The sequence below is a fragment of the Parundibacterium terreum genome (assembly GCF_014636315.1).
Classification (GTDB): domain Bacteria; phylum Pseudomonadota; class Gammaproteobacteria; order Burkholderiales; family Burkholderiaceae_D; genus Undibacterium; species Undibacterium terreum.
Window position 1 is genome coordinate 283,346 of record NZ_BMED01000003.1, and the last position, 16,692, is coordinate 300,037.

The 16,692-nt window shown below is 57.4% G+C and carries 13 protein-coding genes; 7 read left to right on the forward strand and 6 right to left on the reverse strand.

All coding sequences use genetic code 11. The features are described from left to right. Nucleotides 1–42: 42 nt before the first annotated feature. The 7 genes from IEW12_RS15980 (at nucleotide 43) to IEW12_RS16010 (ending at nucleotide 10,549) form a co-directional block, all read left to right on the forward strand. A complete protein-coding gene (locus IEW12_RS15980) occupies nucleotides 43–1,536 on the forward strand; it encodes a CoA-acylating methylmalonate-semialdehyde dehydrogenase (RefSeq protein WP_188567086.1) in 1,494 nt (497 codons plus the stop codon). A gap of 240 nt (nucleotides 1,537–1,776) precedes the next feature. Continuing rightward, entirely contained in the window at nucleotides 1,777–3,162 is a 1,386-nt protein-coding gene (locus IEW12_RS15985) for an NAD(P)-dependent oxidoreductase (RefSeq protein WP_188567087.1), read from the forward strand. Beyond that, the gene (gene preA / locus IEW12_RS15990) at nucleotides 3,162–4,436 is read left to right on the forward strand and encodes an NAD-dependent dihydropyrimidine dehydrogenase subunit PreA (RefSeq protein WP_188567088.1); all 1,275 of its coding nucleotides are present in this window, start codon (nucleotides 3,162–3,164) and stop codon (nucleotides 4,434–4,436) included. Before IEW12_RS15985 ends, preA begins: the two co-directional genes overlap by 1 nt. Nucleotides 4,437–4,634: 198 nt before the next feature. Further along, nucleotides 4,635–6,119 carry an NCS1 family nucleobase:cation symporter-1 gene (locus IEW12_RS15995; RefSeq protein ID WP_188567089.1) on the forward strand — a complete coding sequence of 495 codons (1,485 nt, stop codon included), beginning with the start codon at nucleotides 4,635–4,637 and terminating at the stop codon, nucleotides 6,117–6,119. Between the two features lie 28 nt (nucleotides 6,120–6,147). Then, nucleotides 6,148–7,587 (forward strand): dihydropyrimidinase, encoded by a 1,440-nt coding sequence (gene hydA / locus IEW12_RS16000; protein WP_188567090.1) that lies wholly within the window; start codon nucleotides 6,148–6,150, stop codon nucleotides 7,585–7,587. A 352-nt stretch (nucleotides 7,588–7,939) separates the two neighbouring features. Continuing rightward, entirely contained in the window at nucleotides 7,940–9,184 is a 1,245-nt protein-coding gene (locus IEW12_RS16005) for a Zn-dependent hydrolase (RefSeq protein ID WP_371874547.1), read from the forward strand. An 87-nt stretch (nucleotides 9,185–9,271) separates the two neighbouring features. After that, the gene (locus IEW12_RS16010) at nucleotides 9,272–10,549 is read left to right on the forward strand and encodes an amidohydrolase family protein (protein ID WP_188567092.1); all 1,278 of its coding nucleotides are present in this window, start codon (nucleotides 9,272–9,274) and stop codon (nucleotides 10,547–10,549) included. A gap of 24 nt (nucleotides 10,550–10,573) precedes the next feature. Here IEW12_RS16010 and IEW12_RS16015 read toward each other — a convergent pair whose 3' ends face one another. The 6 genes from IEW12_RS16015 to IEW12_RS16040 all read right to left on the reverse strand — a co-directional run bounded on the left by IEW12_RS16015 (nucleotide 10,574) and on the right by IEW12_RS16040 (nucleotide 16,670). Beyond that, complete coding sequence (locus tag IEW12_RS16015; RefSeq protein WP_188567093.1) at nucleotides 10,574–10,975, reverse strand: cytidine deaminase; 402 nt, start codon at nucleotides 10,973–10,975, stop codon at nucleotides 10,574–10,576. Between the two features lie 101 nt (nucleotides 10,976–11,076). After that, the gene (locus tag IEW12_RS16020; protein WP_188567094.1) at nucleotides 11,077–11,928 is read right to left on the reverse strand and encodes an isopenicillin N synthase family dioxygenase; all 852 of its coding nucleotides are present in this window, start codon (nucleotides 11,926–11,928) and stop codon (nucleotides 11,077–11,079) included. Nucleotides 11,929–11,950: 22 nt separating this feature from the next. Beyond that, entirely contained in the window at nucleotides 11,951–12,955 is a 1,005-nt protein-coding gene (locus IEW12_RS16025; RefSeq protein ID WP_188567095.1) for a nucleoside hydrolase, read from the reverse strand. A gap of 126 nt (nucleotides 12,956–13,081) precedes the next feature. Further along, nucleotides 13,082–14,050 (reverse strand): ABC transporter permease, encoded by a 969-nt coding sequence (locus IEW12_RS16030; protein ID WP_188567096.1) that lies wholly within the window; start codon nucleotides 14,048–14,050, stop codon nucleotides 13,082–13,084. A gap of 5 nt (nucleotides 14,051–14,055) precedes the next feature. After that, on the reverse strand, nucleotides 14,056–15,147 hold the full coding sequence (locus tag IEW12_RS16035) for an ABC transporter permease (protein WP_188567097.1): 1,092 nt from the start codon (nucleotides 15,145–15,147) through the stop codon (nucleotides 14,056–14,058). Continuing rightward, nucleotides 15,144–16,670 carry an ABC transporter ATP-binding protein gene (locus IEW12_RS16040; protein ID WP_188567098.1) on the reverse strand — a complete coding sequence of 509 codons (1,527 nt, stop codon included), beginning with the start codon at nucleotides 16,668–16,670 and terminating at the stop codon, nucleotides 15,144–15,146. The genes IEW12_RS16035 and IEW12_RS16040 overlap by 4 nt, the downstream gene beginning before the upstream one ends. Nucleotides 16,671–16,692 lie beyond the last annotated feature (22 nt).

Sequence of the window (16,692 nt, forward strand, 5' to 3'; positions counted from 1 at the left end):
ATTCCGGACATTTAGACCTTACCTACTATATAGAAGAGAGACATGGAAACAATTACCCATTTCATCGGCGGCAACCGAGTCGATACGCAGAGCGGACGCTATGCCGACGTATTCAATCCGGCCCTGGGTGTTGCCATAGCGCGTGTTGCGCTGGGCAGCGCGGACGAGGTTGCTGCGGCAGTCGCATCCGCCAAGGCGGCATTTCCTGCATGGTCCAATACGCCGCCGCTGGCCAGGGCCCGCGTGCTGTTCAACTACCTGCACCTGATGCGCCAGCATGCGGATAAATTTGCCGAATTACTGACCCGCGAGCATGGCAAGACCTTTGCCGATGCACAGGGGGAAGTCGCGCGCGGCATAGAAGTGGTCGAGTTCGCGGTGGGCATACCGCAATTGTTGAAGGGCGAGTTCAGCGACCAGATCGCGCGCGGCATTGATGCCTGTTCCATGCGCCAACCGCTGGGCGTTATCGCCGGCATCACGCCTTTCAATTTCCCGGCAATGGTGCCGATGTGGATGTTCCCTATCGCTTTGGCTTGCGGTAACACATTCATACTGAAGCCCTCCGAGCGCGATCCTTCGCCTTCTCTGCTGCATGCAGAATTGCTTAAGCAGGCGGGTTTGCCGGATGGCGTCTTCAACGTGGTGCAGGGCGACAAGCTTGCCGTGGATGCGCTGCTGGACCATCCCGACGTGCAGGCCATCAGCTTTGTCGGTTCTACGCCGATTGCCGAGTATATCTATAGCCGCGGTACTGCCTGCGGCAAGCGGGTACAGGCGCTGGGTGGCGCCAAGAACCATATGGTGGTGATGCCGGATGCCGATATGGAGATGGCGGTGGATGCTCTGACAGGGGCTGCCTACGGCTCCGCCGGCGAGCGCTGCATGGCGATCTCGGTTGCGGTAGCTGTCGGCGATGCGGCCGACAAGCTGGTGGCTGCATTGGCACAGCGTACCAGGGCCTTGAAAATCAATGACGGCATGGCTGCAGGTGCAGAAATGGGGCCGGTGGTATCGGCAGCAGCGAAAAAACGCATAGAAAGTCTGATAGGACAGGGCGTGGAAGAAGGGGCGACGCTGGTCGTGGACGGGCGCGGCTACAAGGTACCGGGGCGGGAGGCAGGCTATTTTGTCGGCGGCACACTGTTTGACCATGTCACCGCAGACATGACAATTTACAAGGAAGAAATCTTTGGTCCTGTGCTGTGCGTATTGCGGGCACCAGACGTGGCCACGGCAGTGGAACTGGTCAACAAACATGAATATGGCAATGGCGTCGCGGTATTTACCCGTGATGGCGGCGTGGCAAGGGAGTTTGTGCGCCAGATACAGGTAGGCATGGTTGGCGTGAATATTCCTTTGCCTGTGCCTATGGCTTTCCATAGTTTTGGCGGATGGAAACGCAGCCTGTTTGGCGATCACCATGTATATGGCCCGGAAGGTGTGCGCTTCTATACCCGCGTCAAGGCGGTGATGCAGCGCTGGCCGGATAGCCAGAGCTCAGGCGCTGAATTTGCCTTCCCGCAAATGAAATAAGTCCTGAGCCAGACCCAATCCAGTGCGGTAAAAGCACCACACCGCAGCGCTGAAAACCAAAAATTTTCACAACAGCGCTGCAGTTTGGTGCAATATTAGTTTTTACCAGTTGGTAAAAGTTGGTACAGGATTTGCTTATTCGTTGTCAGTAGGCAAGCTTGCAGTCCACGAGCAAAGTATCAGGTAGTACGGTTCCAGTAGCGATGAGTAAACAGGTATTTACTAGCCAGGAATATAAACATGATCGAGTCTCTCCAACATCTGGCCCAGGCCGGATCCACCAACGAAGCGCTCGCTGCGCAGTTCACCGATCTGGCGCCGCCGCTGACGATGCGCCAGGCGCTGATAGAAAGCCAGCGCTGCCTGTATTGTTACGACGCACCCTGCACCCGCATCTGCCCCTCAGACATTGATGTGGCCAACTTCATCGGCAATATCGCGCAGGGCAATATCAACGGCGCGGCCCAGGTCATCCTGCGGGAAAATATCCTGGGCGGCAGTTGCTCACGCGTTTGTCCTACCGAGATACTGTGCGAACAGGCTTGCGTGCGCAACCATGATGCCGAAGCGCAGCCGGTGAAGATAGGCCTGCTGCAAAGGCATGCAATTGATCATATGCAGTTTTCGCAACATCCTTTCCAGCGCGCTGCGGCGACCGGCCGCACGGTAGCTGTGGTTGGTGCCGGCCCTGCCGGGCTGGCTTGTGCGCACCGGCTGGCGATGCTGGGCAATGAGGTAGTGATCTTCGAGGCGCTGCAAAAACCGGGCGGCCTGAATGAATTCGGCATCGCCAAATACAAGTTGACCGACGACTTTGCGCAAAAGGAAGTCGAATTCCTGCTGCAGATAGGCGGCATACAGATACGCTACGGCGAAATCCTGGGCGACAAGCTGAGCCTGAAGCAATTGAAACAGGACTACGATGCGGTCTTCCTGGGTCTGGGTCTGGGCGCCAGCCGTAAGCTGGGCTTGGTCGGCGAGGATGCGCCGGGTCTGATGGCTGCGGTCGACTATATCTCCGTGCTGCGCCAGGCAGAAGACCTGAGCAGCCTGCCGCTGGCTTCGCGCTGCCTGGTGATAGGCGCCGGCAACACCGCCATCGATATGGCAGTGCAAATGGCCAGGCTGGGTGCGGAGGACGTATCTATTGTATACAGGCGCGGCGTGGAGGCTATGTCCGCCACCGGCCACGAGCAGGATATCGCCAAGGCGCACCAGGTCAGGTTGCGCACCTGGGCCCAGCCGCAGCAGGTATTGCTGGATGAGGCCGGCCGCGTGCGCGGTATGCGCTTTGAGAAAACACAGATGGCTGATGGCAAACTGAAGGGCACGGGAGAAACTTTCGAACTGGCCGCCGATGCGATATTCAAGGCCATAGGCCAGACGCTGGATGAAGATCTGGCGCATGATGTATTGGGTAGTGAGATCAAACTGGCTGGCGACAAGATCCTGGTGGACGAGCATTTTCAGACCTGTATTCCAGGCATCTATGCCGGCGGTGATTGCGTGCAGGCGGGGCAGGACTTGACCGTGCAAGCGGTGCAGCACGGCAAGCTGGCTGCCCAGGCAATACACCGGCATCTGAGTTCGAACTCCGTCAACGCTACCAGTAAGGAGGCCGCATAATGGCTGATCTGAGCATCAATTTCGCCGGCATCAAGGCACCAAATCCTTTCTGGCTGGCTTCCGCACCTCCTACCGACAAGGCCTATAACGTCATCCGCGCTTTTGAGGCCGGCTGGGGCGGCGTCGTGTGGAAGACCCTGGGCGAGGACCCGGCGCCGGTCAATGTCTCTTCACGCTATTCCGCGCATTACGGCAAGAACCGCGAAGTGATGGGCTTCAATAATATCGAGCTGATCACCGACCGCAGCCTGGAAATCAATCTGCGTGAAATCACGCAGGTGAAAAAAGACTGGCCGGACCGCGCGATGATCGTGTCGATGATGTATCCCTGCGAAGAGGAAAGCTGGGCCAAGGTGTTGCCACTGGTGGAAGCTACCGGTGCCGATGCCATAGAACTGAACTTCGGCTGTCCGCACGGCATGCCGGAACGCGGCATGGGCGCGGCTGTGGGGCAGGTGCCTGAATATGTGGAAATGGTCACGCGTTGGTGCAAGAAATATTGTTCGCTGCCGGTGATCGTCAAGCTGACGCCGAATATTACCGATGTACGCCTGCCCGCCCGGGCGGCACTGAATGGCGGTGCCGACGCAGTATCGCTGATCAACACCATCAACTCCATTACCTCGCTGGACCTGGACAATATGGTGGCCCGGCCCATTGTTGGCGGCCGCAGCACGCACGGCGGCTATTGCGGCTCGGCCGTCAAGCCGATCGCGCTGAACATGGTGGCCGAAATTGCTCGCGACCCGGCCACGCATGGCTTGCCTATTTCCGGCATAGGCGGTATTTCCAACTGGCGGGATGCGGCGGAATTTATCGCGCTTGGGTCCGGTTCGGTACAGGTGTGCACTGCGGCAATGCTGCATGGTTTTCGCATCGTAGAGCAGATGAAGGATGGCTTGTCGCGCTGGATGGATGAAAAGGGCTATGCCAGCATAGAAGATTTTCGCGGCAAGGCGGTGGCCAATACGACGGACTGGAAATACCTGGACATGAACTACCAGGTGATCGCGCAGATAGACCAGGACAAATGCATACAATGCGGCCGCTGCTATATCGCCTGCGAAGACACCTCGCACCAGTCCATCTCGCAACTGATTGCCGATAACGGCGCCAGGAAGTATGAAGTGATCAAGGAAGAATGCGTAGGCTGCAATCTGTGCGAGATCACTTGCCCGGTAGAGCATTGCATCACGATGGTGCCGCAAGCCAGCGACAAGCCCTATATGAACTGGACCCAGGATCCGCGCAATCCGCGCGCCGTGGCCGCTTGAGCCGGGGAAATCACCGGAGAAACTGAAATTCTTTACCCAGAGTAAAAATTGGCATGGGGATTGCATGCTGATGTGCAGCATAGCAGGCAGTTTCAAACTGTCCTGCCGTGCTGTATATTTGTTTCAGCCGAACTCAACAAAAGAAAATTCAGAGGCTGTTGCGTGTTTTAAAAATCCACCCCTAGGGAGATGCGAACCGTGAACAAAGATCTATCTGGTAATAATGGCTTGTGGAACGAAGACCTGGCGCCGACAACCGAGAGCCAGCGGACCTGGCGCTGGTATCATTTTGCGGCGCTGTGGGTAGGGATGGTGATGTGCATACCGGCTTATACGCTGGCTGCCAGCCTGGTGGAAGGCGGTATGTCGGCCTGGCAGGCGGTGGCGACGGTATTCCTGGCAAATGCCATTGTGCTGCTGCCCATGCTGCTGATAGGTCATGCGGGTACCAAGTACGGCATTCCCTATGCGGTGCTGGCGCGTTCTTCATTTGGCACCAGCGGCGCCCGTTTGCCTGCCTTGATGCGCGCTATCGTCGCTTGCGGCTGGTACGGTATACAAACCTGGTTCGGCGGCCAGATGATCTACACCCTGCTGGGGGTATTGATAGGCCATTCGCTGGAAAGCGACAAGATTGCCGGCCTGGGCATCAATGCCGCGCAACTGATCTGCTTCCTGGTTTTCTGGGCGATACAATTCTGGTACATCTTCCATGGCATGGATTCCATCCGCAAATTGGAAACCTATACCGCTCCGCTGAAAATCCTGATCTGCTTCGTGCTGCTGGGCTGGGTCTATAACAAAGCGGGCGGCTTCGGCCCCATCCTGGACCAGCCTTCGCAATTTGTCGAAGGCGGCAAGAAAGCCGGCCAATTCTGGACCGCATTCTGGCCTTCATTGACGGCGATGGTTGGCTTCTGGGCCACGCTGGCATTGAACATCCCCGACTTTACCCGCTTTGCCAAATCCCAGCGCGACCAGGTCATAGGCCAAAGCGTGGGTCTGCCTGTGCCCATGGGTTTGCTGGCGATGCTGGCCGTAATCGTGACTTCGGCAACAGTGGTTCTGTATGGCAAAGCCATTTGGGATCCGGTAGATCTGTCCAGCCGCATGAGCGGCATTGCGGTGCTGGTTGCGCTACTGATCTTGCTGATTGATACCGTCAGCGTAAATCTTGCGGCCAACCTGGTCGGGCCCGCCTATGATTTTTCCGCACTCAGCCCTAAGCTGATTTCATACAAGACGGGCGGCTACATCACGGCCTTTATTGCGATTGCGATGATGCCATGGAAAATCCTGGAATCCACGCAGGGTTATATCTTCACCTGGCTGATAGGGTATTCCGCCTTGCTGGGCCCGATCGCGGGCATCCTGATTATCGATTACTACTTCATCCGCAATACCCAACTGGATGTGGACCAGCTCTATAAAGACGACGGCAAGTATTCCTACGGTAACGGCTGGAACATGGCGGCGATTATTGCCTTTGTATTGGGCGTTGCACCGAATATCCCAGGCTTCCTGAACGCAGCTTTTCCGGCATCCTTCCCAACGACATCCGATATTTTTAAAACTATCTATACCTACGCATGGTTCATAGGCATGGCCATTTCGGCCGTCGTGTATGGAGTAATGATGGGTGGCAAGAAAGAAGCGGTCGTGGTCGCTGCAAGGGCTTCATGACAGCATTAAGAGACAGCAAGGAGGCAGCATGAGTATCCTGATACGTGGCGGCACTATCGTCAATGCAGACCGCGAGTTTCGCGCCGATGTTTTATGCGAGGGCGGCAAGATCGTGGCCATAGGTGAAAACCTGCAGGCGGCCACCGCCACCGAAGTGATCGATGCCGGCGGTCAGTATGTGATGCCGGGCGGCATAGACCCGCATACGCATATGAACCTGCCCTTCATGGGAACGGTGACGGCGGATGATTTCTATACCGGCACTGCGGCCGGCCTGGCCGGCGGCACTACGATGATCATCGATTTCGTGATTCCCGACCCCAAGCAGCGGCTGATGGAGGCCTACAAAACCTGGCGTGGCTGGGCCGAGAAGGCCGCTGGCGACTACAGTTTCCACGTCGCCGTCACTTGGTGGGACGATAGCGTACACGCCGACATGGGAACCTTGGTGCGCGACTATGGCGTGAACAGCTTCAAGCACTTCATGGCCTACAAGAACGCAATCATGGCCGATGACGAAGTACTGGTAAAGAGCTTCAGCCGCGCGCTGGAACTGGGCGCGATGCCGACCGTGCATGCGGAAAATGGCGAGCTGGTATTCCAGTTGCAGCAAGCGCTGCTGAAAAAAGGTATCACCGGCCCCGAGGCGCATCCGTTGTCGCGCCCGCCCATGGTGGAAGCGGAAGCCGCCAACCGCGCCATCTCGATTGCGAATGTGCTCAATACGCCGCTATATATTGTGCATGTCTCCTGCGCCGAATCGCTGGAAGCAATTACCCGGGCGCGCAGCAAAGGCCAGAGGGTGTTCGGCGAAGTGCTGGCCGGTCACCTGACGATAGACGAAAGCGTATACCGCCATCCCGATTTTGACTTCGCCTCCGGCCACGTGATGAGCCCGCCGTTCCGCTCCAAGGAGCATCAGGCAGCGCTATGGCAAGGTCTGCAAGGCGGCAACCTGCACACCACGGCAACCGACCACTGCACCTTCTGCGCCGAGCAAAAAGGCGCAGGCCGTAACGACTTCACCAAAATCCCCAACGGCTGCGGCGGCGTGGAAGACCGCATGGCCGTGATCTGGGATGCAGGCGTCAACACCGGCAAACTGACCCCGTCGGAATTCGTCAAGGTGACATCGGCCAATGCCGCACAGATCTTCAACATCTACCCGCGCAAAGGAACAGTGGCAATAGGCGCAGACGCCGACATTGTCGTCTGGGACCCGCAAGGCACAAGAACCATCTCCGCCAAAACCCAGTTCGCCAAAGGCGGCTTCAACGTCTTCGAAGGCCGCACCGTCAAAGGCATACCAAGCCACACCATCAGCGGCGGCAAGCTGGTGTTCAAACAAGGCAATTTGATGGCAGTGCAGGGTGCAGGCCGCCATGTGGACAGGCCAGCGTTTTCACCTATATTCGACGCGCTGGGGAAATCGACGAAACTGGCGGAGCCGGTTGCGGTAAATCGGTAAAAAGAAAATTCGTCGGAATCCGGTTTAAAAGTATGACGGACTGATTTTGCAGTTGTCGTTGTTTTTGACCTTCAACCGCTCGGGATGCAGCAATTTGTGCTTTACAGAAAATGGATCAGAAATGAACGTTGTTTGAGCCGCAGGCGAGTTTCGTTCATTTCCCATTTTATGTAATGCATAAATTGGACAGGAGCAAAGCGCCTGTCCCCGAAGGGCAAGTCTGCGGTCGCCTTCTTTTTGCTTACTTTTTCTTGGCGAAGCAAGAAAAAGTGAGTGGCTGTCGGGCCACCCCCGACCTGTACCAACGAAGCGCAGGCGTATAGCACGTAGCGAAAGCATAGGAATGCAGACCATGACCCAAGATACCCTCAAAATCAACGGCGACCGCCTCTGGAAATCCCTGATGGAATTAGCCCAGATCGGCGCCACCCCCAAAGGCGGCGTCAAGCGCCTGGCCCTGACCGACCTCGACAAGCAAGGCCGCGACCTGGTCACCGGCTGGGCCAGGCAAGCCGGCATGTCCGTCACGGTGGATCAGATAGGCAATGTGTTCATGCGCCGCGACGGCAAGAACAATGCGCTGCCGCCCATCATGTCCGGCAGCCACATCGACACCCAGCCTACCGGCGGCAAGTTCGACGGCAATTACGGCGTGCTGGCCGCGCTGGAAGTGGTGCGCACGTTGAACGACCACAAGATACAAACCGAAGCGCCGATAGAAGTCGCCTTCTGGACCAATGAAGAGGGATCACGTTTTGTGCCCGTGATGATGGGATCCGGCGTATTCTGCGGCGCCTTTACGCTGGAGCATGCCTATGCCGCCAAGGACACCGAGGGCAAGTCGGTGAAGGATGAATTGAGCCGCATAGGCTATCTGGGCGAACAGGTGCCTGGCGACCATCCCATAGGTGCGTATTTTGAAACCCATATAGAACAAGGCCCGGTGCTCGAAGATGCCGACAAGGTCATCGGCGTGGTGCCTGCCGTGATGGGTCTGTCCTGGTATGACTGCGTGGTCACAGGCATGGAAGCGCATGCAGGCCCGACGCCCATGCATTTGCGCAAGGATGCATTGCAGGTCGCCACTAAAATCATGCAGGAAGTCGTCAATATCGGTAACCGCTATCCGCCTTACGGCCGCGGCACCGTGGGCATGGTGCAGGTATTTCCGAATAGCCGCAATGTCATCCCAGGAGAGGTCAAGTTCAGCATAGACCTGCGCAATGTGAACGACGAGCTGCTGAACAAGATGCATGAAGAGATACTGGCCTTTGTCGACCAGACCAGCAAGGCGACGGGTCTGGGTGTGACGGTAGAGCGCGTATCCTATTACCCGCCATGCCCCTTCCATCCGGAATGTGTGGATGCGGTAAGAAGCGCCACCGCCAAGCTCGGCTATTCAACGATGGATGTGGTATCCGGCGCAGGACACGATGCGATCTATGCGGCACGGCTGGCACCGGCCGGCATGATCTTCGTTCCCTGCAAGGACGGCATCAGCCACAATGAGATAGAGGACGCCAAATCAGAGCATCTGGAAGCGGGCTGCAATGTGCTGTTGCATGCAATGCTGGACCGCGCAAAAATAGTTTCCTGATCAATCGCAACGGCGCAGAATAATGGGGTGGACGATTGTCGTCCGCCCCTTATTATTAACAACGCAAATATCCTGGCAGAAGCGAACATGACCGATATCATCATCCGTAACGCCACGCTGCCGGACGGCAGAAAATCCACAGACATTGCGATCGCCGGCGGCCTCATTACAGCGGTCGGCCCGCGTCTACCTCTTACCGCGGCGCAGGAAATAGACGCTGCCGGCAATCTGGTCACGCCGCCTTTCGTCGATGCCCACTTCCATATGGACGCCACGCTCAGCTATGGCCTGCCGCGCGTGAACCAGTCTGGCACCTTGCTGGAAGGGATAGCACTATGGGGTGAACTGAAGCCTTTGCTGACCCAGGAAGCCCTGATAGAAAGGGCGCTGGAGTATTGCGACTGGGCGGTGGGACGCGGCCTGCTGGCGATACGCTCGCACGTCGATATCTGCGATGACAGCCTGCTGGCGGTAGAGGCCTTGTTGCATGTTAAAAAACAGGTAGCGCCTTATCTGGATCTGCAACTGGTGGCTTTCCCGCAGGATGGCATCTTGCGCAGCGCGACCGCTTTGTCCAACCTGAAGCGGGCAATTGCGATGGGCGTCGATGTGGTCGGCGGTATTCCGCATTTTGAACGCACGATGGCAGACGGTGCTGAATCGGTACGCCTGCTGTGTGAGTTTGCCGCAGACAAGGGCCTGCGGGTGGATATGCACTGCGACGAATCGGACGATCCGCTGTCGCGCCATATAGAAACGCTGGCTTACCATACGCACAGGCTGGGCATGCAGGGCAGGGTGACAGGTTCGCACCTGACGTCCATGCATTCGATGGACAATTATTACGTCAGCAAGCTGCTGCCCCTGATGCGCGAATCCGGCGTCGCCGCGATCGCCAATCCCTTGATCAACATCACCTTGCAAGGCCGGCACGATACCTATCCGAAGCGGCGCGGCATGACCCGCGTGCCGGAGATGCTGGCCGCTGGCATCCCGGTGGCTTTTGGCCAGGACTGCACGATGGACCCCTGGTATAGCCTGGGGTCCGGCGACATGCTGGAAGTAGCGCATATGGGCCTGCATGTGGCGCAGATGACAGGGCAGGATGCGATGCGCGCCTGCTTCAAGGCAGTGACGGAAACACCGGCCCAGATACTCGGGCTGCAAGGTTATGGGTTGGAAGTCGGCTGCAATGCCGATATGGTGATGCTGGATGCAGGGGATGCTATCGAGGCAATACGCCTGCGCGCAGCCCGGCTGTTTGTGATCCGGCGTGGCAAGATCATCAGCCGTATGCCGGCCCCGCATGCCACGCTTGATCTGGCGGGAAGGCCGTCACTGACGGGCTTCAGGCTGGGCCGGTAAAATTACGTCTGGAAGTGTGGGCAATTAAGCTTCAGGCTTCAGATAAAATGCATCCGGCAATTGCTTGGCTGCGGTAGTCAGCTTGATATCGCCTTTCAGGTTGGTCAATATCACTTCCAGTTCAGGTCCACCCAATTCGATGATGACCTGGCGGCAGGCACCGCAAGGGGCGATAGGGTCTTCGGTATCGCCGACCACAGCGATCTTGCTGAAATCGCCTGGTTTGTAGCCGGAGGCTACAGCGCTGAAGAAGGCGGTGCGCTCTGCGCAATTGCACAGGCCATAGGATGCATTTTCCACGTTGCAGCCGTGGAAGACCTTGCCGTCCTTGCCCAGCAGCGCTGCGCCTACCTTGAATTTGGAATACGGTGTGTAGGCTTTCAGGCGGGCCGCGACGGCTTCCTGGATTAACTGTTCTTGGTTCATGGGATGCTTTCGGAATTTGGTATGGCGGATATTTAATTGCGGTACGGATGCTTTGCCAGGAAATGAAATGCGGCCAACAGGCCGCATTTCTTATTTGCCGATTACTGCTTCGGTTTCTTGGCACCCAGTTCTATCAGGCGCTCTTCCAGGTACTCGCCGGCGGTGTAGCGGTCGGACAGTTTTACGTCCAGGCGCGGGTGCAGGAACAGCGGCAGCGACACGCGCGATTTCTTCGCTTCGTCGCCGGTCGGGTTCAACACACGGTGGCTGGTAGAAGGATAGTAGCCTTCCGATGCTTCATCCAGCATGTCGCCGATGTTGACGACCAGCATGCCGAAATCGCAAGGTACGTTAAACCACTTGTCATCCTTGCCCTGCACTTGCAGGCCGGCTTGCGTTGCCGCAGGCAGGATGGTCAGCAGGTTGATGTCTTCATGCGCTGCGGCACGTACCGAGCCCGGCTCTTCATCACCGGTCAGTGGCGGGTAATGCAGTACGCGCAGCAAGGTCTGTTCGCTGCCGGTGATCATGTCCGACAAAGGCATGGAGTACTTGGCCTTGATGTCTGCCGGTGTGTGGTCTTCCACCCATTGCAACAGTTCTGCCGCCAGCTTGGCGCCGTCGTCATAGTATTTGCGTGCAGCTTCCGACACTTCTGCCGGGAAACGGCCCCAAGGGTAGATGTGGTAAAACTCTTTCAGGTCGCGCTTGGTGTTGCCCTTGGCGGTTTCCGATACCTTGGGCGAGAAATAGCCGTCCATCTTTTCCGGATGGAAGGCGTATTTGCTCTTGGCGTCGGTCTGGAAGAAGTCGTACCATTCCTTGTAGATGGTTTCCAGCGTTGCTTGCGACAGCGGATGGTTCTTCAGTACGCCAAAGCCGGTGCGGTGCAGGCTTTCAGTAAACTTCTGTGCTGCATCCGGTGCCAGGTAATCAACAGGTTCTATATGCATGATTTGCCTCCGATGTTGATCGTTACTTGGTCAGCGCAGGCAACAACCAGCCGCTGCTCAGGGTTTGATCGATCAGGTTTTCGCAAGCTTTGGCATCGACTTCCATGCAGACGCGCGTTTCCGGTTTGTCTTTTTCCCAGCCGGCTTGCGGATAAGGGATGGTGCCTATCTTGTCCATCATGGTCTGGCCGTTGGCGATGCCATCCATTGCCACGCGCACGCGGCCGGATTTGGTCTTGAACATTTCCGGTGCGACCAGCCATACAAAAGCCAGTACATCGTGGCCGAAGCAGCCGTGGCCCATGTTAGGACGGATGCTGCTATAGAAATCGCTGTAGAAATTCACTGCGTGCGACAAGGTGTCCATCGCCACATGCTTATGCTGTTCTGCCAGACGCTTGAAGAAGCTGGACATCAATACCACGCGGTGCGTGACATCCAGGCCTACCATGGTCAGGTCCCAGCCTGCAGTGAATACCAGGTCCGCTGCATCAGGATCGTTCCATACATTGGCTTCTGCCACCGGCGATACATTGCCGGGTTCATCGACCGTGCCCGCCATCAAGACCACTTGCTTCAGCAGCTTGGGCAGCTTGGGTTCCAGCTTCAGTGCCAGGCCGAGGTTGCCCAGCGGGCCGACTGCGACCAGCGTGATTTCGCCTGGGTGCTTGCGCGCCATATCGACGATAAATTCAGCCGCGCTGCGTTCTTCTGCCTTACCTTCTACGGTCACGCGGCTAGGCAGGTTGCCCAGGCCGTCGGCGCCGTGGATAAATGCGGGAGGAACGCCGGGAGCCTTGGCGAAAGGCACAGGCACGCCCTGGGCGACAGGAATTTCACGGCCGGCGATACGGGTCAGGTACAGGGCATTGATGGTTGCCTGCTCTACCGTGACATTGCCGAAAGTCGTCGTGATACCGATCAGGTCGATGTCCGGGTGAGCCAACGCAAAGTACAGCGCCATTGCGTCATCGACACCTGGATCGGTGTCAAAGATGACCTTATGTTTTGCTGTGACATTTTGCATATTCATTCTCCTAACTATTCTGGTACTAGCCGTGTTACTGAACCTAATACCAGAGTTTGTCTTAAGTGGACCCGGTTCAAGGAGGCCTTAGGAACTTGTGTGCTTTAGATTGCTTTAGTGTGATTCTTAGCGTGACTTGACGAAAGGTATGCCGATTGCCTTGGGCGCCACCGACTTGGCCATGAAACCTGCCAGCACGATGACTGTGACAACATAAGGAATCATCTGTATCAGCGAGCCGGGGATCTTGCCTATGCCGGGCAATTCTACGCCTTCCATCTGGATTTGCAGCGCAGCGAAAAAACCGAACATCAGGCAGCCCATGGCGGTGTACAGCGGGCGCCAGTTGCCGAATACCAGCGCGGTCAAGGCCAGGAAGCCGTTACCGGCCGACATGTCGCGCAGGAAGAAGCCGCTTTGCACAATGGCCAGGTAGGCGCCGGAGAAAGAGCACAGTACGCCGGCGCACATCATTGCCAGGAAGCGGGTGCGCTCCACATGGATACCGGCGGCATCGGCCGCGTGCGGGTTTTCACCCACTGCGCGCAGGCGCAGGCCGAAGCGGCTATGGTAGATGGTCCAGTGCACAACCGGGATCAGCGCAAATGCCAGATAGACCAGCGCGGTGTGGCCGCCTATCAGCTTGCCGTAAAACCAGCCCAGGAAAGGAATATTGGCCACTGCATCCGTACCCGGCAAGATGATGTCGAACAGGCGCGCCTGGCCCAGGTCCGGCGTACGTCCGCCCTGGCCGAAAAAGAATTGCGCCAGCACAAAAGACAGGCCGCTGACGGCAATATTGATGGCGATACCGGCAACCAGCTGATTGCCACGTTGCGTGATGCTGACATAACCCTGCAGCAAGGCGATCACCAGGGAGATGCCTATGCCCGCGGCGATGCCCAGCCAGGGGTTTTGGGTTACATACGCGACCGACGCGGAAACGAAGGCGCTGGCCAGCATCTTGCCTTCCAGTGCGAGATCGATCACGCCGCTGCGTTCTGCAAACAGGCCGGCCATCGCGGCGAATATCAGTACCGGCGCATTGCGTATGGTGGAAACCAGGATGCTGGCTAGATGAAAGTCTTCAAACATGGCTGTCACTTGGAACGTGAGGGTAAGCGTTTAATCAGGGCCACGATGGCCGGCGCATAGAAGTTTTCCATGGCGCCGCAAAACAGGATGATCAGGCCCTGGATGAAAATAAAGGTTTCAGGCGGAATGTTCGATTTTTCCAGCGACAGGTCGAAGCCACCCTGTATCAGCGCGCCGAACAAAATAGATGACAGCAGGATGCCGACCGGATGCTGCCTGCCCATCAGCGCAATCGCAATCCCGATGAAGCCGGCGCCAGCCGGGAAGTTCAGCGCCAGGTAATGGGTAGAGCCCATCAATGCGTTGACCGAACCTAGGCCCGCCAGCGCGCCGGAAATCAGCATTGCGACGATGATCATCTTGGTAATGGAAACGCCTGCATAGTGCGCAGCGTGCTTGTTCAGGCCGGTAGCGCGCAACTGGTAGCCCCAGGAAGAGCGCCATACGGCGACGCCGTAGATCACCAGCGCCAGCAGGGCCAGCAGGAAGCTGATATTCAGCGGCGTGTCGCCAAGGATAGGGAACCAGGAGCTGATCTTGGGCAGCCATGCGGTTTCTGCAAACAGGCGGCTGGCCGGATTTTGCTGACCCGCAGGAATCAGATAGGTAACGATGATGAAGTTCATCAGGCTGGCAGCGATGAAGTTGAACATGATCGTCGTCACGACGATATGGCTGCCGCGTTTGGCTTGCAGGTAAGCCGGCAACCATGCCCATGCTGCGCCGAACAAGGCGCTGCCCAGCATCGCCAGCGGGATCAGGGCCCAGGCCGGCAGGCTGGAATCCAGCCACAGGATGACCATGGTCAAGCCCAGGCCGCCCAGATACATCTGGCCTTCGGAACCGATATTGAACAGGCCGGCTTGCATGGCGATCGATACCGACAGGCCGGTGAAGATAAAGGTGCTGGCGTAAAACAGCGTATAACCTAGTCCTTCCGGGTTCATCACGGCGCTATTGACCAGGATGCCCAGCGATTCCAGCGGATTTTCACCCAGCAGGTAGATCACCAGTGCCGCCACCAGCAGGGCGGACAGCAGGTTCAGTACCGGCAAGACTACAGCGGTGGCCCAGCGCGGGAGATCGTTCGTACTCATTTATTCAGGCCCCCCATCATCAAGCCTATTTTGGTTGTATCAAATTCATTGGCGGCCAGCTCGCCGGTAATGCGTCCACCGCACATGACCAGGATGCGGTCGGCGAGGGATTTCACTTCTTCCAGTTCCACCGATACCAGCAGGATGGCTACGCCAGAGTCGCGCATCTTCAGCAACTGCGCGTGTATGCTTTCTATCGTGCCTATGTCCACGCCGCGGGTAGGCTGGCCAACCAGCATCAGCTTCGGCGCGGCTTCCATTTCGCGCGCGATGACCACTTTTTGCTGGTTGCCACCGGACAGCAGGGCGATGCGCAAGCCGGGGTTGGCCGGGCGCACGTCAAACATCTTCAGCAGGTCAGCGCAGCGGCGCATCACCGATTTGAAATCGATCAGGCCGAAACCCTTGCTGGCCTTGCGCTGGTAGCCCAGCATCAGATTCATCATCACCGAAAAGTCCTTGACGACGCCGTCGCGCAAGCGGTCTTCCGGTATATGCGAAATGCCGAGCTGGCGGAATTCCGCAGGCAGGCCGTCGGCATCGCGGCGGCGGCCAAACGGCAGCAGCTTGTCGAGGAAACTGATCTTGCCCTTGCTGGGCAGGCGCATGCCGCTCAGCACTTCCAGCAATTCAGTCTGGCCGTTGCCGGAGACCCCGGCGATCGCGACGATTTCACCGGCACGGATATTAAAATTGATATTGTCCAGCAGCGTCACGTTCTGGCCGTTCTGCAGGTTCAGGCCTTCCACGGTCAGCACGGTGGCGCCCGGGTTGTAGGGCGCGCGCGGCAACTGGGTTTCTATAGGACGGCCGACCATCATATTGGCCAGCTCTTCCTTATTGGTATTGGCTGTCTGCACCGCACCGACCACGCGTCCGGCGCGCATCACCGTCACGTTGTCCGTGATGGCCAGGATTTCCTGTAGCTTGTGCGTGATCAATACGATGGTCTTGCCCTGCTGCTTGAACAGGCGCAACACTTCAAACAGCGATTCGGTTTCCTGTACCGTCAGCACCGCGGTGGGCTCATCCAGGATCAGGATGTTGGCGCTGCGATAAATCTGCTTCAGGATTTCCACCCTTTGCTGCGCGCCGACCGACAAGTCCTGTATGGTTGCCAGCGGATCGATATCCAGCGAATAGCGCTGGCAGATTTCCCTCAGCTTGGCTTCCACGTCCTTGCGATGGGCCTTCAGGCGCACACCGCCTTCAGAACCAAGCATGACGTTGTCCAGCACCGTCATGTTTTCCACCAGCATGAAATGCTGGTGCACCATACCTATGCCCAGGCGTATCGCTTCCTGGCTGCTGCGGATGTGGCGCTCTTCGCCATTCAGCAGTATCTGCCCACTGTCGGACTTGTAATAGCCATACAGAATGCTCATCAGCGTTGACTTGCCTGCACCGTTCTCGCCGATCACGCCATGTATCGATCCCTGCGCGATGGAAAAACTCACATCGGCATTCGCTTGCACTGCTCCGAAGCGTTTGGAAATATGTCGAAATTCTACTGCTGGCTGCATGCTGATCACTAAGTAGGTTCAG